We start from the raw sequence: 16,282 nt of genomic DNA, 5'->3' as shown, positions 1-16,282 counted from the left end.
GGACCGGGACGGCCCGACGGTGCTGCGGCGCATTCCGCCCTGCCGCCCGCGGCTGACCCGCTCCGGCGACTATCCGGCGCTGCCCGCACATCTGGCGCCGCCGCAGAGCGCGGCGCCCTCACTGCCGCTGACCCTTGAACACCAGAGCCCCGGGAGGCCCGCATGGACATCGTGACTGCAGAAGAGCGCCGTCTGATCGACGAGGCGCTGGAGCGTATCCCCGAGGAGAAGCGCCGCATCCCCGCGGGCGTCAGCGGCATGGATCGGGACTACGTCTGGGACCCGAAGACCCAGTCGATCGTCACCCGGAACGAGGCCTTCAAGGGCGGCTTCCGGACGATGCAGCGCGCGCAGGTGCCCACACTGGCAGACCGCCTGAAGGATCGCGAGATCGCCCAGGACATCAAGGATGGGCTGAGCATCAGCGAGATCATCCTGCTGCGCCACACGGCACGTCAGCGCATCCAGCGGGTGGCGCGCGAGGACGGGCTGGAGATCGCCCGGCCGAAGCCGGTGCCGCTCAAGGGCGGGCGCGGGAAGTCCGTCTCGGGCGATGACGAAGAGATCACCCGGAAGATCCTGGCGCTGGTCGATGGCCAGCGGGGGCTGACGGAGATCGCCCGGCTCGCCGGCTGCCACAAGGATGCGGTGCGCCTGCGCCGGGATCGGCTCAAGCTCGATATCCCCGCCGCCAAGCGGAGGAAGGTGGCGTGAGAGACAGGCGTCTGACCCAAGAGACAATTGGTCGCGCAGCCGCGCATGGTAGCAGTTCGGTCGGTCCGGTTTCCCCGATTGGCCGGACGATTGCCGCTGGACCCCCATCACATGCGGCATCGGGTCGCGACGGCTTTTTGAACCCCGTAGACGTCGCGCCCCATACCAGGGCCGCAGAGGGGCCCTGGGCAGGGAAGCTATTGCGCTGTCGGGGGCAGGGCTGATGCGCCCGCTTCTCACCAGTTCCGCCGCTCTGCGCGCCGTCGATGCCGATGAGCTCGAAGAATACCCGTTCCCGCGCGGCACACGGCTGGAGAGCCATTCCTATTTCCAGTTCCACTATGACCGCTGGCTGGAGAGCGACTTCTACACCCGCACCGCCCGGAAGGGTGACTGGGATGTCCAGGGCCTGGCCGTGGCCATCTGGTGCAAGGCGCGCAAGCAGGACCCGGTGGGCACCATGCCTTCGGATCAGTCGCTGATAGCGGACCTGCTGGGCCTCTCCCTGCAGACCTGGGAAGGCTTCCTGCGCCGCGATCCCTCACCGCTTTACGGCTGGCGGCCCTGCCGCGTTGGCAGCGAGGTGCGGCTGATGCACGGCGTGGTGACAGAGGTGGTCGCCGCGGCCATCGGCTCGCGCAACAAGAATGCCGATCGCGCGGCAGCCGACCGGGAGCGCAAGGCGCTGACCCGGCTGCGCCGCGCGCTCAAGGATCTGGGCTTCGAAGCCGTGGCGGAGCAGACGCAATATGTCGTCCGGCTCAATGCCTGGCTCGATGCCCATTACCCCGAAGGAAATCGCACCCCCTCGCGGATTGTCGAGGGCGTGGAGGCGCTGGTCAGGCGCTGAGCATTATGTCCCGGTTCTGTCCGCTTTTGTCTTTCGGACAGAACCGGACGGAATGCGGACAGAACGGCGGACATTCTGTCGGCTGTAAGAGAGGAAAGGAGAAGAAAAGAAATGAATATGAAAAGAGACCTCCGTCCCGCTCCGCTTCAGCCGGCGTCACCTGTGGATAAGTCGAGCCAAGGCTGAGAAAGGGCAAGAGGATGCGGATCGAGCAGGATCAGGATCACGAGACGAAGCGGGACCGGGTGCGCCGGCTGTTGCTGGGGCCGCTGGAGGGGATCGGGTTCCGGTTCCCGAAGGCGGTCGATGCAGACGATGGCCGCAAGCGCCTCGACCGGCTGGCGGACGAGCTGGGCTATATGAGCGACGCCAACCTGCGGCGGCTCTTCGAGGCAATGCGCTCGAAGGGCGAGGGGCGGGCGCGGGACTTCTGGCCCAGCCATGCGGCCTTTGTCGCCCTGGCGCAGGTCGCGCAGCCGCGGCCTCTCGAAGAAATGCCCGGGCTGGCCAGCTGGTTCGGCAGCGCCGCCGGGAGAGCAGCCCTGGCCGAGGGGCGCCTGGTCGAGGAATACCGCTGGTGGCTCAGCAAGCACCGCCCGCCGCTGAACCCGCAGGAACGCCGGATCATCGCTGACAGGGCAGGAGCGGCACAGTCGAAGGTGGCACGCCTGCGCGAGCGTATCAGCCTGCGCCTGCCTGTGGATGCGGCCGACCGCGAATGGCTCCACGCCTATGAAGCGCACCAAGACGCGGCGCGCGAGCTGGTGCGCAGAGGACAGGCGCAGCAAGCAGAGGGGCAGGCGGCATGACCATGGCGCTCCGACACCGACCCCGGGGCCTGAGCAGCGCCTCTCCGCGCGAGGTGACCATCCTGCAGCTCCTCGACTGGGCGTTCCAGAAGGAGAAGATCCGGATCGACTTCGACCAGGGCGCCAATGAGCGGCCGCAGGGCGCGCTGAAGGGCTACGGCATGGAGCATATCCTGATGCGCCAGGCCGAGCTCGGCTGCCGGGTGCAGGGCGGCGGCACCTCGGAGCCCCACCCCGACGCGGATGCGGTGGCCGACGCCCTGGCGCAGCTGCCGGAGGGCGTTGGTGGCCGGCGCATGGCCCTGGTCATCGCGGATCTCTGCCGCGCGGGGGAAACCCTGGGCTGGGGCTCGGACCTCGCGCCGCAGGTTCAGCCAGTGGATTGGAGGCAGACGAAGCACGGGCGCTTCGCCGTGACCGAGACCTGCGGCAAGGCGCGCTACACCAGCCGCGGCAAGGTCCGCGAGGTGGATCTGCGCTGCTGCCCGATCACGATCGAGAACCACCCACGAGATCAGGCGCGGGCCCGGCGGGACTATCTGCTGTGGTGGGATGCGCTCATGACCCTGCGCGATCACTTCCGGATCTACGGCGGGCTGACCGCGCACCAGGTCACCGAGGCCCTGCCGCCGATGAAGCCTTGGGAAGGGGAGGCGGTTAAGCGGGCGGCTTGAGCGGGCTTGGAAAAAGGTGGAGGAGCAGCAGGCCGGGACCTGAGCTTCTATCTATCCTGGCACGTGAAGCCCGGTCGATTGAGAAGACAGTAATCTAAGAAAGTCTCGGCGGACCATGCGTAACTGCGTTGGTGATCTCAAGTGCGCCTGAAAGCTATCCTTTAGGATAATACTATCTCAGTCGAGGAAAGGTTAACACAAAGCTTAAAACAACATTTGGCGTCTGCTTCTAGGAGGAACCAGAAGCGGCTGCCCTGCGCGTAGAAGGCGGCTCGAATGGTTGCGGCATCTGAATTGAGTATCAATGGAAATGCCTCCGCTATGGACATGGCAGAGGCGATCTTCGGGGCTGGAGTTGAACTGAAGTCTGCGACTTATACGGGTGCTTCCCAGTCTTCGGGCATTTACTCGGACGGTCTGTCTACCTCGCCAGGGGTCGTGCCCTCGGATGAAGGGGTGATACTGTCAACCGGGCGCGCCAGCGACTTCACCAACAGCTATGGCACGGCCAACCAGGCTGGAAACACGACCACCAGCATGGGCACCGCTGGTGACAGCGACCTGACCGCCGTTTCGGGTTACCGGACCTATGACGCTGCGGTGCTGGAGGCAACCTTCATTCCCGAAGGTAGCGAGCTGACGATGCAGATCGTTTTCTCGTCGGAAGAGTACCTGGAATATGTCGGCACTGGCTTCAACGATGTCTGCGCCATTTGGGTCAACGGTGTTCAGGCCGAGCTGACGGTCGGCACCGGTGACATCACGATCAACAACATTAACCCCGGCTCTAACAGCAACCTCTACCAGAACAATCCAGCTTCGACCGATCCCCACAATACCGAGATGGATGGCTTTACCGTCACTCTGACTCTGAAGGCGCCAGTCAGTCCGGGGCAGGAGAACACCATCAAGATCGGGATCGCCGATGCTGGAGACCGACTCTACGACTCGAACCTGTTGATTGCTGGTGACTCGATCCAGTGCGCGCTGATTGCGGGGGACGATGAGGTGTCAACGGCGATCGGGCAGGACGTGGTCCTGGACGCACTGGCCAACGACAGTTCACTGTCGGGCGGCACGTTGACTATCACCCATGTCAACGGTCAGGCTGTCGTGGCGGGCAGCACTGTCGTCCTGCCGACGGGAGAGGCGATCCTCGTCAATGCCGACGGCACCCTCACCATCACCGGCGACGACGAGGCGGGCAGCAATGTCTTCACCTACACGGTTCAGGATGGCGACGGGAACACCGACGTTGCCTTCGTCGAGGTCGAGACGGTGCCCTGTTTCACGCGCGGTACCCTGATCATCACGGCGGAAGGGCAGCGCCCGGTCGAAGACCTTCAGCCGGATGACCTGGTCATGACGCGCGATCATGGCCTACAACCCCTTCGCTGGGTCGGCTGCCGCAGGGTGCGCGCCAGCGGGACCTTCGCGCCTGTCGTCATTGCAGAAAGTGCTTTCGGCAACCACGCTGAGCTTCGTGTGTCGCAACAACACCGTGTGCTTGTCCGAAGCCCGCGATGGGATGTCGACTTGGGTCTGGGCACGAGCGAGGCGCTAGTTTCTGCTAAAAGCCTGGTTGGTCACGACGGTGTCTATCTTGACCGCTCTGGTGGGACCGTTGAGTATTTTCATCTGCTCTTCGATCAGCACGAGATAATCTGGTCAAATGGCCTGCCCACTGAAAGCTATCATCCCGGCCCATTGACCATGGCGGGGCTAGACGATGGGGCTAGACGGGAGGTCCTCTCGCTGTTTCCAGAAATAGATCCAGATACTTTGAGCGGCTACGGGCCCGCAGCGCGCCCTGTGATCAAGCGCTTCGAAGCTCGCGCGGTGCTGGGATACTGACTGCGTCAAACATCACGACAATCAGGCGGCTTGGGCGCGCTGCGGCAAGTATCTCGTCGGCCGACAGGGGAAAGGGTGGCAATCCCAAGAGAGGTCAATAGGTCGCCTTCGTGTCTTTCTCCCCCCGGGGGTACCCTGAAATCTGGGCAGAATGCTCCTGACCGGTGAGGGGACCGCTGTTCTCGTGCTCGGCTAATTGGAGAAAAAAGCCCACTTTCTGAGTGGTGAAGAGGCGGGGAATAGGCCGCAGCCTGCTGTGCGGCGCGGACTGCCCCGGTGGACGATCCGGCGGGCGATCTCGCTGGCCCGCCGCTGGTTTTCGTCACGTCCAGCTGTATCGCGATGCGGCCCTTCATTGCTTGTACATAGTTGGCTGTCGGGATCGCTCAGCGGGGCAAGGTCATGCCCCGCGAGGGCGACCAGCTGTGAGTAGTCAGACATCCGCCGCAGGTGAGCTATCGGGCACGGTGCAGATCATGATCAGTTCGACCTTGAGGGCAGGGTTGGCCATGTTCGCCTCGAAGCAGGCGCGGGCGGGCGGTGCCACATCGGCCACCCACTCGTCCCAGACGGCGTTGAAGGCTGCTACCTCGCTGACATCCTTCAGGATGATGGCGCAGAACAGCAGCTGCCCCTTGGAAGAGCCGATCTCGGCCAGCCGCGCCTCGGCCTTGGCAAAGAGCTGACGCGCCTGTTCGGGCATCGACAGGCTGGCGTCATAGGGCGCCTCGGGCGTGACGGCGAAATAGCCGGTGCCATTGGCGACGGTGGCGATGGAGGCACGCGCAGAGGTGCCGAAACGGGTGATCATCTGGTCCAGCATGGGGGCCTCACTTGTCCAGGACGAAGACCGCATCGGCGGTCCAGCTGAAGTGACAGCTGTCACCTTCCTTCAGAATGACGACATCGGCCCCCGGCACTCTGACACGGATCTGCTGATCGCCCACATGGCCGATCACGACGGCGTTGTCGCCATAGTTGACTATGGTCTCGATCACCATCTGCGCGTTCTGGCGGCCCTCCTTGGGCTCTCGCGAGAGCTTGAGGTGTTCGGGCCGGATGAGAAGCGTCACCGCTTGGTCATCCGTCAGCGGCGGCAGGCCCTCGGCACCGCAGGTGACCTCGCCCAGCACCGGGCTTTGCGCCTTGCCGCTTGCGGCATCGGTGACGGTGGCCTCCAGCAGGTTGCTCTCGCCGATGAAGTCGGCAACGAAGCGGGTGGCGGGGCGGTGGTAGATATCCAGCGGGGCGGCAGCCTGTTCGATGGCACCGTTCGAGAAGACGACGATGCGGTCGGACATCGACATCGCCTCAGTCTGGTCATGGGTGACGAAGATCGTGGTCACTCCAAGGCGCTTCTGGATGCGCTTGATCTCGATCTGCATCTGCTCGCGCAGGTTCTTGTCCAGCGCGCCGAGCGGCTCGTCCAGCAGCAACAGGTCAGGCTCGAAGACCAGCGCGCGGGCCAGGGCCACACGTTGCTGCTGGCCGCCCGACAGCTCTTTCGGCAGGCGGTGCGCGAAACCGGCCAGGCCGACAAGCTCCAGCATCTCCTCGGCCTTCCTAATGCCCTGCTTCTTGCCCACCTTGCGCATCTGCAGGGGGAAGTAGACGTTCTCGGCCGCGGTCTTGTGCGGGAACAGGGCGTAGTTCTGGAACACGATGCCGATGTTGCGTTCCTGCGGCGCGAGATGGGCAAGCGACTGGTCTGCCACGGTGATCTCGCCCTTGGTGGCCTGCTCGAAGCCGGCGATCACCATCAGCGTGGTGGTCTTGCCCGAGCCCGAGGGCCCGAGGAAGGTGACGAATTCGCCCTTCTCGACCTCAAGGTCGATATGGCCGAGGGCGGTGAAACTGCCGAAGGTCTTGTTGACGCCGGCGAGGCGAAGATAGGCGCTCATGTCGGCTCCTGTGGGGGTCTGGGTCATTTGGATGGGGTGCCTCCGGCCATGCGGCGCAGGCCCTTGATCAGAGAGGGGACGATCAGCCCGGCGAAGACCACGGCGAAGAGCAGGGTCGAGATCACGGCGATCACCGGGTCGGCCTCTTCGCGGATCGAGTCGAACATCTTGCGCGGCAGGGTCTCGGCGTCGCGACCCGAGATGAAGATCGCCACCACGGTTTCGTCGAAGGACTGGATGAAGGCGAAGAGCGCCGAGATGGCGAGGCCGGGCTTGAGGATCGGCAGGGTGATGTGGCGGAAGACCTGCCCCGGCGTGGCGCCAAGCGAGCGGGCCGCGCGCTCCAGCGTCAGGTCGAAGCCCTTCAGGTTGGCCGAGAGGACAAGGAAGGTGATCGGCACCGACAGGCAGGTGTGGGCCAGGACCACGCCCAGTTTCGAGTGCACCAGCTTCAGCTCTCCGAAGTAGGAGTAGTAGCCGACCGCCATTACGATATGGGGCACCGCCATGGGCATCATCATCATAAGGTTGGCAAAGCTCTTGCCCCAGAACTTGTGGCGCACCAGGGCGAAGGTGGCAGGCACCACCAGCGCCATGGTCAGCAGGGTGTTCATCGTGGCGATGTAGATCGAGTTCCAGGCAGGCCGCAGCCAGGAGGGATCCGAGAAGAACTGCTGGTAGTAGCCCCAGGAATAGCCCGGCGGCGGGAACTGCAGCGAGGCGGCGGTCGAGAAGGACATCGGGACCACGATCACCAGCGGGGCGGCGATGAAGATCACCACGGCGATCCCGATCCAGCGCATCAGCGTATTCATGATCTGCGCTCCTATCCGTAAAGTTTGTCGAGGCCGAAGCGGCGGTGGTAGATCCCGAGGATCACCAGCGTCACCACCAGCAGGACGATGGACATCGCGCTGCCGAGGCCGAAGGCCAGGAACTGCTCGATCTGGTTGCCGATCAGGCCGGCGGCCATCTGTTCGCGCGGGGATCCCAGCAGGACGGGCGTGACGTAGAAGCCGAGGCAGATCACGAAGACCAGGACAGAACCATTGGCGATGCCCGGCGCCGTCAGCGGCAGGTAGACATGGCGGAACAGCGACTTGCCGTAGGCCCCCATGCTTTCCGCCGAGCGGATCAGCGAGGGGTCGATCTTCTGCATCACCGTGTAGATGTTCATGATCATGTAGGGCGCCAGGATATGCACCATCGCCAGGGTCGAGCTTAAGCGGGTGAACAGCAACGGCGGCGGCTCGGCGATGCCGAGGGTCTGCATCAGCCAGACCACGGGGCCGTTGTTTCCCAGAAGGACCATCCAGGCGTAGGTGCGCACCAGGAACGAGGTCCAGAAGCTCATGGTGATCAGCAACAGGATGCCCATTGCGGCGCGCTTGCTGACCGTCGACATCAGGTAGGCCAGCGGATAGCCGACCAGCAGGCAGCAAAGCGTCACCAGCAGCGCGGTGCCGAAGGTGTTGAGGAAGACCTTGCGATACAGGCTGCCGGTCAGCACCTTCTCGTAGTTGGCAAGGCCGGGGCGCGGTTCGGTCACCGACATGATGACGACCTCGACTAGCGGGACGAGGAAGAACAGCGCGAGATAGATGGTCAGCGGCGCCAGCAGAAGCCAGGGCCAGAGCGTCTTGCGCTCTGCGAGGGCTGAGAGGGACAGGCCCATGGGAGACCTCCTCCGGGAAACGGGAACGGGTGGCGCGCGGGCGCCGGGCGAGGACCGGGGCCGCAAGGGATGCGCGCCGCCCCGGCAGTTTCAGGGCCTGGGGAGGGCCCCGGAGGGCGGGCTTACGAGGCCAGCCACTCGTCGAAGCGCATCGCCACTTCCTGCGGGTCGGCGCCGAAGTTCAGCATGTCCTGTTCGAAGGTCATCTCGACGTTGCCCGGCGCCGTGGGCATCCGCGGCTTGGCGCTGTCGGGGATGAACTCATCCGCGGCGGGGTTCATCGCGCCGTAGTTGGCCTGGGCGACGAAACCGGCGAGCGGCTCGGCGGAGGTGGCGAAGTCGACGAACATCTTCGCGGCTTCCATGTTGGGGGTCTCCTTGGCCACGACCCAGTAGGCGCTGTCCAGCTCGGCCTGGTTCCAGGTGAAGGCGACCGGGGCACCGGCGTCCTCGGCCTCGAAGTAGCGGCCATGCCAGATGCCGATCATGTCGACCTCGCCGTCGCGCAGGATCTGCGTCGACTGCGCGCCGCCGGTCCACCAGACGCGGACGTGCTCCTTGATTTCGTCCAGCTTGGCGAAGGCGCGGTCGATGTCCAGCGGGTAGAGATCCTCGGGCGCCACGCCATCGGCCAGCAGCGCCAGCGGCAGGACGCGGGCCGGGTAGCGTTGCAATGAGCGGCCACCGGGGAAGCGTTCGACATCCCAGAAGTCGGCCCAGCTTTGCGGGGTCTCTTCCCAGCCCTTGTCGGTGCGCCAGGCCATCATGGTGGCGAAGGCATGGCTGCCGACGCCGTTCTGGAACAACCCGCCGGGGTAGGGCTCTTCCAGCGGTTCCAGCAGGCCGGCGTTGTTGGCGGCCACGATGTCGCCGCCGCCCAGGGTGGTGACGTCGAATTCATAGACCCCGCTGCGGACCTGCGCGGCCAGCTTGGCGAATGAGACCGGCGAGACCGTGTTGACCTTGATGCCGGTGGCCTCGGTGAAGGGGTCGAACAGGTTCTCGGTCGCGGCTTCCAGCCAGGGACCACCCCAGGAGTTGATGTACAGCTCCTTGGACTGGGCGCGGCCGATGGAGGGGGCCGCAAGGGCCGAGGCGCCTGCAAGCGCTGCCGTGCCCTGAAGGAACAGGCGGCGGTTGGGGCGGATCAGCGCGTTGTGCGTCTTTTTGATCGTCATGGGATCTCTCAACTGTTGGATTTGCGGAAGGTCTCGCCGTAGAGGCGCAACCAGTTGCCGTGGGTAATCTTGGCGACCTCTTCTTCTGAAAAGCCCACGGAGCGGAGGCCGTTAGGGATGATCTGCATGTCCGTCAGCGACTGGAACCAGTCCGGCGGCGGGGCCTTGCCGGGACGGGCCGCAGAAGCTGCGCCATAGTCGACGCCACGGGTCCAGCGACCCATGCGCATCCAGGCGTAGTCGGGCGCGGTGAAGTTGTGGCTGCGGTCGGTGCCGATGGCGACGCTGTCGATACCGGCGATATCGACGGTCTTGGCGACCATCTCGCACCAGTTCTCGATGGGTCCCGAGAAGTAGTCGCCGGTGATGTTGCGATAGGCCGCGACGCCGATCACGCCGCCGGTGTCGCGCAGCGCATGCAGCACGTCATCGGTCTTGTTGCGCTTGTGCGCGAAGAGACTGTCGGCGTTGGCATGGGTGACGGCGATCGGCTTTTCGCTGGCCGCGATGGCCTGCAGGGTCGAGAGGTTCCCGACATGGGAGCAATCGACGAGGATGCCGGCGCGGTTCATCTCGCGGATCACCTCGCGGCCATAGCGTGCAAGGCCCGAGTCCTCGGCCTCGTAGCAGCTGCCGGCCAGCTCGTTCTGGTTGTTGTAGGTCAGCTGCACCACCCGCACGCCCAGCTCGGCCCACATCTCGACCAGCCGGATGCGGCCCTCGAAGAGGTTCGAGTTCTGGTAGCCGAGGATCGCGGCGACCTTGCCCTCGGCGGCGGCGGTCTCGATAGCCTCGGGCGTGTAGCCAAAGGCGGCGACATCGCTGTTCTCGCGGATCAGGTCACGCCAGCGGCCAAGGCTGTCGAGGCTTTCCAGCGTGCCTTCCCAGAAGCCGCAGGTGACGACCACGCCATGCACGCCGGCGGCCTTCAGGTTGACGAAGCTGTCGCGGTCGAAGTGGCCGCATTGCAGCCCGTCGATGATCTGGTCGGGTGTCATTGTGTGGCTTCCTTGGTCTTCAGGCCGACCGAATTGATGAAATTCGGATCGGTATCGTCGTCATTGTCGGTGCGGCCTATGATCTGGCCGTCCTCTGTCACGATGTTCACCCCCGCATGGCGGCGCGACACCACCGAGTCCGGGGTCAGCGCGGTCTGGGCCAGGGCCCAGATGCGCCACCACAGCTCTGCCGGGATGCGGCAGCCGTCCTGCAGGGCGCGGTCTAGCACCGGGTCTTCGGGCGGGCAGGCGCTGGCCGAGACGACCCCTCCGCTGGCCTTGACCGCCAGGCCGAGCCGCAGGCCGAAGCCCTCGGCCAGCGCCAGCTCTTCGGGGTGGGTGAGGTTCTCCAACAGGATGCGGGCGCCGTCGCGGCGCGCCGCCTCAAGCCCCAGCAGGTCCAGCACCGACGGCAGCACGATCCAGGCATGTTGCCCGCCGCAGTCCATGTGCAGCGTGCCGTCGCGATCCTCGATCAGCTTCACCCGCTGCGGATCCGCGGCCTTCAGCGCCTCGATCCCGGTTTCGAGATGAGCGAAGCCGCCCAACCCCATGGCCTGCGAATACATCACCGTATCTGTCAGCATCAGCGCGAAGCCCTTGGGCAGCGCGGTGAGAGAGAAGATGCGTTCGCTCATCATGCGCATCTCGCGCGGCATGACTCTCAGGCTGTGCGGATCGCTCATGCGCGGGGCTCCTCGGGGTAGAACCAGCCGGCGCCTTCGCCCGCGCGGATCGCCTCGCGGGTCGGGGCGCCGTGGTAGAGAACGCCGCGCAGGTTGCGTTGCAGGTAGTCGCGGGTCTTGTCGATGCCGTGCAGGGCGACATTCATCAGCCGCACCAGGTCGATGGGCACAAAGTCACCGGCGTTGATGTTGGCGTACGGGGTGTGGAAGGGCAGGCCTTTCAGGCTTTGCGCGCGGGCCACCATCAGGCGGTGATGGGGATGGGACAGCAGGAAATGTGCCATCGGCACGTCACCGGCCACGCCGGACAGATCCTGGTGCAGCAGCTGCACCTGTCCGGGAATATCCAGCCCAAGGTCACGCGCCTCGGGCACCTCGGCGCGCAGGCCGCGTCGGGGCTCTTCGGCGGTCTCGGACTTGTACCAGACGTAGTCCTGGGCATTGGCGGCACTCATGTCCATCTGCAGCGCCCAAGCGTATTCATCTTCCAGCAGGTCTATCAGCGCCCCGGCGGTCATCCTCGGGTTGACCGCCATCTCGTCGGCGCCCGAGACCTGTGCGGCGAGGGCGTCGGCCTCGTCCGGGACCAGCTCCATGCAGAGCGACAGGAAGCTTTCGTAGCTCTCGGGGGCCAGGGCGGCCTCGGCACGGCGGGCCAGCATGTCCAGCGGGAAGCGAAGGCTCTGCCCATCGATGGTGCCGGCGTCGCGTAGCTCTTCCAGCGCGGGCAGCAGCGAGGCCAGGTCCTGCGCCACCTGCGACGAGGCGGTGAAGGTCTCGTACATCATCGTGTCTTCGTTGCGGAAGCGGATGGCGCGCCGGGTCAGGCCGATCAGGGTGTCAATGCGTGCATCGCCCTTGCCCAGCTCAAGCCCGAGGGCGGTGGCAAGGGCGGTTTCGCGCGCGCTCAGCCAGCTGTTCAGCAGCCGGGGATGTTTCTGCACGAAGAAGATTAGGCCCAGGGCCGAGCCGTTGCCGACACCGAGATAGCTGCGCAGCGCCGGGTTCAGTGTAACGGCCCTGTCCGAGCGCAGCCGGGCCAGGTGCTCGACCAGGTCGCAGGACAGCTCGCGCATCAGGTAGGCCAGCAACAGCTGCGCCTCCAGCATGCCGCCAAGGTCATGCGCGCCGGTGTTGATCGACGGGAAGGAACGGGTGCCGAAGGTGCCGTTGCCGTCCAGCCCGGTGTTGCGCATGAGGTAGCAGACGGTGTTCAGGTCCTCGACCGAGGGCTGGCGCCCGTCGGACAGCGCCTCGAGCACCGTCTCGAAGACCCGCATCGAGCGGTTGGAGCGGCACCAGACAAGGGCGTTCTCGCTGGCGCGGCCGCGGTAGAGCTTGGGCAGGTCCTCGCGGGCGCGCTCGATGTCGGCCTCGGTGGCCGGGCCCTCGTTGAGGGTGCCCATCATGTCCCAGGCGCGGCCGATGATGCGCCCCGTGCGCCCCTCGCGCTTCGGGGTCAGCGAGAAGGCGATGAAGCTGAACTCCTGCCGGGGGGTGTGGATCGAATAGACGATGGTGCCGCGCGCCTCTGCATCGACGTCGAAGCGCTGAAGCTGGATGTCCCACTTCTCCCGGATCATGCGGTTCATCATGGCGCGGGTGCCGGACAGCCGGCTGGGCTGCATTGCGGCAAGGCGTTGCGGTTTCATCAGCTCGCGCCAGTTGCGCAGGCCGGGGCGCCCGTCGGGGGCCGTGGTGTGAAGTGACGACGCGGTCACGATGCGTCTCCTTGCAGATGTCGGGAAAGCTCGGCTGCGGCTTCGACCAGAGGGCCGGCGAAGCGGGCCTCGTCGAAGCGGATCTGGGGCACCACCAGCGACAGGGTCGCGCTGCAGCGGCCCGGCTGGTCGAAGACCGGCGCCGCAATGGCGATCACGCCGGTCTGGGTATACCCGCTGGAGAGGGCGTAGCCTTTCTCGCGGATCGCGGGCAGCATGTCTTCGGCGGGCAGGGGATGCGGGCCGCGACGCAGGCGTTCAAGCTGCGCGGCATCGGCATAGGCGACCAAGATCCGCCCCGAGGCCGAGCCTTCCAGCGACATCATCGTGCCCATCTTCTGTTCGGCGCGCAGCAGCGTGTCAGTCTCGACGCGGGCGACGATGCAGGGCTGGCCCCGGTCGATGATCGACAGCGAGGAGGTCTCGCCCGTGGCCTCGGCTAGCCGGTGCAGAACCGGGTCGGCGCGGGTGCCGAGGTCGGCCTGATCGAGCGCCGCCACAGCCATGCGGGTGGCCAGCATCGATAGCCGGTAGGCGCCGCCCTCGTCCTGTTCCAGCCAGCCCGCAGCGACCAGGGTCAGCAGCCGCTGGTAGGCCGTGGCCCGCGACAGGCCCAGCCCCGTGGTGACATCCGACAGCCGCAGCGGGCGCCGTTTGTCGGAAAAGAAAGCGAGCACCTCAAGCACCTTCAGCGCCGTCGAGAGGGGCCGGACACCGCCGTCCTTGCCGCTTTCATCTTGTATTCTATTTGAATATATGCGATCCATATTGAATATCCTGCGGGCAGAGCCTGCGCCTGTCAAAGGAAATTCGACCCCGTTCCGGGCACGGATTTCGCCGTGCTTTCCCCAAGTTATTGAAATAGGTAAGAGAAATTCATCATTTTCGGCGTGTGATTTTTTGAGCGATCAAGGCTGGCCGCTTTGCCTTCATCACGCGCCGAGATGTACGGGCTGATCGGGATTACGAATCGCATTCGCGCCCATGTCATGGATTCTGAGTGCGTATTCCCATGAAATACCCGGGTTTCCGCGCTTTTCTGCATGGCGTCTGCGTGCTCTCGGCCTGCGTGTCCTCGTGGCCTGTCGAAAATCCTTGCCGCAGATTTGCTCATTATTATTGACACTTTGGCGGGGCTCGGGAAGGAGTCACGGAAAGTCACGCCCCAGCAGAGGAATGAAACCCATGGAACAGAACGGCGCCGACCTTGTGGTCCGTACCCTGGTGGAAAACGGGGTGCGCATGTGCTTTGCGAACCCCGGAACGACCGAGATGCACATGCTGGCGGCGCTCGGGCGGACCGAAGGGATGGCGCTGTCGCTCTGCCTGTTCGAGGGGGTGGCGACCGGCGCGGCGGATGGCTACGCGCGGATGACCGGCGCGCCGGCGGCTGTGCTGCTGCACCTCGGGCCGGGCTTCGCCAACGGCATGGCCAACCTGCACAATGCCCGCAAGGCCGAGACGCCGCTGTTCAACATCGTGGGTGAGCACGCCACCTATCACCTTGCCTATGACGCGCCGCTCACTGCCGATATCGAAGGCATGGCGGCGTCGGTCAGCGCCGCAGTTGCCACGCCGCAGACCCCGGGCGAGGTGGCCGGAGCCACCGCGCATCTGCTGTCGGAGGTCTCGACCGGTGGGGTGGCGACGCTGATCGTGCCCAATGATGTCGCATGGCTGCCGGCCGAGGGTGCCCCCGTCGCGGCGCTGCCGAAGGCGCGTCCGTCTCATGACGAAGCGAAGCTGGCCGATGCCCTCGCGACACTGAGCGCCCCCGGGGCCGCGCTGGTGATCGGCGCGCCCTGCATCACGCGACGCATGGCCGAACTGGCTGAGGCCATCGCTCGAAAGACCGGCGCGAAGGTGCTGGCCGAGGCCGCGGTGGCGCGGATGCAGCGGGGCGGGGGCACGCCGCCGCTGGCCCGCATCCCCTTCCATGTCGACCCCGCAACGGAGGCGCTGAAGGAGGCCCGCGCCGCTGTCCTCTGTGGCGCGCGGGAACCCGTTGCCTTCTTTGCCTATCCGGGGCGCCCCTCGAAGCTGCTGCCCGAGGGCGCGGCGGTTCTGCCGCTCTGCGCGCCGGGCGGGGAGGTCGAGGCGACGCTGGAGGTGCTGGCCGCGGCGCTTGGGGCGGAGGTTACCCCCTACACGCAATCCGAGGTCGAAGCGGCGGATCCCGAGGCGGCGATCGACGCTGAGGTGCTGGGGCGCAGCGTTGCCAGGACCCTGCCGACGGGCGCCATCGTGGTCGACGAGTCGATCACCAACGGCGGCCATATGTTCCCGATGTGCGCCGAGGCCCCCTCGCATGACTGGATCAACAACCGGGGCGGTTCCATCGGGTACTCAATGCCCGTGGCGCTTGGCGCCTCGACCGCCTGCCCGGATCGCAAGGTGCTCTGCGTCACCGGCGACGGCTCGGCCTTCTACACGCTGCAGGCGCTGTGGAGCATGGCGCGCGACAAGCGCGACGTGACGGTGCTGGTGCTGGCCAACCGGTCGTACCGTATCCTGGCGAACGAGACCTCGAAGATCGGCGCCGGCGCGCCCATCGATGAGACCCAGCCGCTGATGTCGCTGGAGGATCCGGCGCCCGATTGGGTGAAGCTGGCCGAAGGGCAGGGGGTTGTCGCCGAGCGTGTCGCCACGGCGGGGGCATTGCAGGCGGCGCTGGAGGCCGCCATGTCCAGTACTGGCCCGCGCCTGATCGAGGTCGCGATGTAAGCTGACGGCGAGGCCGGAAACGGTCTGAGGCATTCGACAGAGAATATGCTGTCCAAGCAATCACACGCTGCTGCTCAGAAGCTAGATCTTCAAGCTGATATGTTCAGCGATGGAGATCAGGTCCTGAACGGCCTGGCTCTTGGGCATATGTGTCATCGTGAGCGCGCCCATGGGTATGGGCTCGGGTAGTTCCGGCAGGCCGACACGGTAGATTCCCGCCGGGGCCAGCCGAGCATAGTATAGCGGTTCCGGACAGACAGCGATCACGTCCAGCTCCTCGACAAGAGAAGAAAGCATCTGCGCCGAGCGGCAGAGGATGGTCTTGTTTCGCAATTTGACACCCTTGCGAGACATCCAGCTGTGGAAGTAGGCATCCGTGGTCGCAGGTGAGGGGTTTAGCACCCACTGCTCGTGGGTGAGCGCCTCCCAGGATTGCGGCTTGGCGAGGTCCTTCTTGCGGGTCACGGCAACCATGTTCACCGTGCGGAACTGCTGAAA

Annotated in this window: 16 protein-coding genes; 6 read left to right on the top strand and 10 right to left on the bottom strand. The window is 65.5% G+C overall.

Translation table 11 applies throughout. The features are described from left to right. Positions 1-162 precede the first annotated feature (162 nt). The 5 genes from CVM50_RS19115 to CVM50_RS19095 all read left to right on the top strand — a co-directional run bounded on the left by CVM50_RS19115 (position 163) and on the right by CVM50_RS19095 (position 4,901). Entirely contained in the window at positions 163-714 is a 552-nt protein-coding gene (locus CVM50_RS19115) for a hypothetical protein (RefSeq protein ID WP_085890077.1), read from the top strand. Between the two features lie 223 nt (positions 715-937). Further along, positions 938-1,564, top strand: coding sequence for a hypothetical protein (locus CVM50_RS19110; RefSeq protein WP_085890076.1), 627 nt, complete (start codon positions 938-940; stop codon positions 1,562-1,564). A 200-nt stretch (positions 1,565-1,764) separates the two neighbouring features. Further along, a complete protein-coding gene (locus CVM50_RS19105) occupies positions 1,765-2,373 on the top strand; it encodes a hypothetical protein (RefSeq protein WP_085890075.1) in 609 nt (202 codons plus the stop codon). Beyond that, a complete protein-coding gene (locus tag CVM50_RS19100; protein WP_085890074.1) occupies positions 2,370-3,047 on the top strand; it encodes a hypothetical protein in 678 nt (225 codons plus the stop codon). Before CVM50_RS19105 ends, CVM50_RS19100 begins: the two co-directional genes overlap by 4 nt. 276 nt (positions 3,048-3,323) lie before the next feature. Continuing rightward, positions 3,324-4,901 carry a choice-of-anchor L domain-containing protein gene (locus CVM50_RS19095; RefSeq protein WP_085890073.1) on the top strand — a complete coding sequence of 526 codons (1,578 nt, stop codon included), beginning with the start codon at positions 3,324-3,326 and terminating at the stop codon, positions 4,899-4,901. A gap of 433 nt (positions 4,902-5,334) precedes the next feature. On the opposite strand, the gene CVM50_RS19090 is transcribed toward CVM50_RS19095, so the two are convergent. From CVM50_RS19090 to CVM50_RS19050, 9 genes are all read right to left on the bottom strand, one after another. Beyond that, positions 5,335-5,724, bottom strand: a complete 390-nt coding sequence (locus CVM50_RS19090) for a Rid family hydrolase (RefSeq protein ID WP_085890072.1) — start codon at positions 5,722-5,724, stop codon at positions 5,335-5,337. A gap of 7 nt (positions 5,725-5,731) precedes the next feature. Next, complete coding sequence (locus CVM50_RS19085; RefSeq protein WP_085890071.1) at positions 5,732-6,802, bottom strand: ABC transporter ATP-binding protein; 1,071 nt, start codon at positions 6,800-6,802, stop codon at positions 5,732-5,734. Between the two features lie 23 nt (positions 6,803-6,825). After that, positions 6,826-7,617 (bottom strand): ABC transporter permease, encoded by a 792-nt coding sequence (locus tag CVM50_RS19080; RefSeq protein WP_085890070.1) that lies wholly within the window; start codon positions 7,615-7,617, stop codon positions 6,826-6,828. An 11-nt stretch (positions 7,618-7,628) separates the two neighbouring features. Continuing rightward, positions 7,629-8,477, bottom strand: a complete 849-nt coding sequence (locus tag CVM50_RS19075; RefSeq protein WP_085890069.1) for an ABC transporter permease — start codon at positions 8,475-8,477, stop codon at positions 7,629-7,631. A 122-nt stretch (positions 8,478-8,599) separates the two neighbouring features. Then, the gene (locus CVM50_RS19070; RefSeq protein ID WP_085890068.1) at positions 8,600-9,655 is read right to left on the bottom strand and encodes an ABC transporter substrate-binding protein; all 1,056 of its coding nucleotides are present in this window, start codon (positions 9,653-9,655) and stop codon (positions 8,600-8,602) included. An 8-nt stretch (positions 9,656-9,663) separates the two neighbouring features. Then, the gene (locus CVM50_RS19065) at positions 9,664-10,653 is read right to left on the bottom strand and encodes a membrane dipeptidase (protein WP_085890067.1); all 990 of its coding nucleotides are present in this window, start codon (positions 10,651-10,653) and stop codon (positions 9,664-9,666) included. After that, on the bottom strand, positions 10,650-11,339 hold the full coding sequence (locus CVM50_RS19060) for a hypothetical protein (protein WP_085890066.1): 690 nt from the start codon (positions 11,337-11,339) through the stop codon (positions 10,650-10,652). Before CVM50_RS19060 ends, CVM50_RS19065 begins: the two co-directional genes overlap by 4 nt. Beyond that, positions 11,336-13,060 carry a hypothetical protein gene (locus CVM50_RS19055; protein ID WP_085890065.1) on the bottom strand — a complete coding sequence of 575 codons (1,725 nt, stop codon included), beginning with the start codon at positions 13,058-13,060 and terminating at the stop codon, positions 11,336-11,338. The genes CVM50_RS19060 and CVM50_RS19055 overlap by 4 nt, the downstream gene beginning before the upstream one ends. Next, the gene (locus tag CVM50_RS19050) at positions 13,057-13,827 is read right to left on the bottom strand and encodes an IclR family transcriptional regulator (protein ID WP_085890064.1); all 771 of its coding nucleotides are present in this window, start codon (positions 13,825-13,827) and stop codon (positions 13,057-13,059) included. The genes CVM50_RS19055 and CVM50_RS19050 overlap by 4 nt, the downstream gene beginning before the upstream one ends. A 418-nt stretch (positions 13,828-14,245) precedes the next feature. Here CVM50_RS19050 and CVM50_RS19045 point away from each other — a divergent pair, with 418 nt between their 5' ends. Continuing rightward, on the top strand, positions 14,246-15,784 hold the full coding sequence (locus CVM50_RS19045; RefSeq protein WP_085890063.1) for an acetolactate synthase large subunit: 1,539 nt from the start codon (positions 14,246-14,248) through the stop codon (positions 15,782-15,784). 81 nt (positions 15,785-15,865) lie between these two features. On the opposite strand, the gene CVM50_RS19040 is transcribed toward CVM50_RS19045, so the two are convergent. Beyond that, on the bottom strand, positions 15,866-16,282 hold a 417-nt coding region (locus tag CVM50_RS19040; RefSeq protein ID WP_157792217.1), incomplete at its 5' end, for a LysR substrate-binding domain-containing protein.

Origin of the sequence: Pseudooceanicola marinus, assembly GCF_002786295.1 — a bacterium.
GTDB classification, from domain to species: Bacteria; Pseudomonadota; Alphaproteobacteria; order Rhodobacterales; family Rhodobacteraceae; genus Pseudooceanicola; species Pseudooceanicola marinus.
The sequence above is the reverse complement of the archived record's forward strand: the minus strand, read 5'-3'. Positions and strand labels throughout refer to the sequence as shown.

Bases quoted from the DNA above. Each gene is read 5' to 3' on its own strand.
- CVM50_RS19115 (WP_085890077.1), top strand. From the start codon at position 163: ATGGACATCGTGACTGCAGAAGAGCGCCGTCTGATCGACGAGGCGCTG.
- CVM50_RS19110 (WP_085890076.1), top strand. From the start codon at position 938: ATGCGCCCGCTTCTCACCAGTTCCGCCGCTCTGCGCGCCGTCGATGCC.
- CVM50_RS19105 (WP_085890075.1), top strand. From the start codon at position 1,765: ATGCGGATCGAGCAGGATCAGGATCACGAGACGAAGCGGGACCGGGTG.
- CVM50_RS19100 (WP_085890074.1), top strand. From the start codon at position 2,370: ATGACCATGGCGCTCCGACACCGACCCCGGGGCCTGAGCAGCGCCTCT.
- CVM50_RS19095 (WP_085890073.1), top strand. From the start codon at position 3,324: ATGGTTGCGGCATCTGAATTGAGTATCAATGGAAATGCCTCCGCTATG.
- CVM50_RS19090 (WP_085890072.1), bottom strand. From the start codon at position 5,724: ATGCTGGACCAGATGATCACCCGTTTCGGCACCTCTGCGCGTGCCTCC.
- CVM50_RS19085 (WP_085890071.1), bottom strand. From the start codon at position 6,802: ATGAGCGCCTATCTTCGCCTCGCCGGCGTCAACAAGACCTTCGGCAGT.
- CVM50_RS19080 (WP_085890070.1), bottom strand. From the start codon at position 7,617: ATGAATACGCTGATGCGCTGGATCGGGATCGCCGTGGTGATCTTCATC.
- CVM50_RS19075 (WP_085890069.1), bottom strand. From the start codon at position 8,477: ATGGGCCTGTCCCTCTCAGCCCTCGCAGAGCGCAAGACGCTCTGGCCC.
- CVM50_RS19070 (WP_085890068.1), bottom strand. From the start codon at position 9,655: ATGACGATCAAAAAGACGCACAACGCGCTGATCCGCCCCAACCGCCGC.
- CVM50_RS19065 (WP_085890067.1), bottom strand. From the start codon at position 10,653: ATGACACCCGACCAGATCATCGACGGGCTGCAATGCGGCCACTTCGAC.
- CVM50_RS19060 (WP_085890066.1), bottom strand. From the start codon at position 11,339: ATGAGCGATCCGCACAGCCTGAGAGTCATGCCGCGCGAGATGCGCATG.
- CVM50_RS19050 (WP_085890064.1), bottom strand. From the start codon at position 13,827: ATGGATCGCATATATTCAAATAGAATACAAGATGAAAGCGGCAAGGAC.
- CVM50_RS19045 (WP_085890063.1), top strand. From the start codon at position 14,246: ATGGAACAGAACGGCGCCGACCTTGTGGTCCGTACCCTGGTGGAAAAC.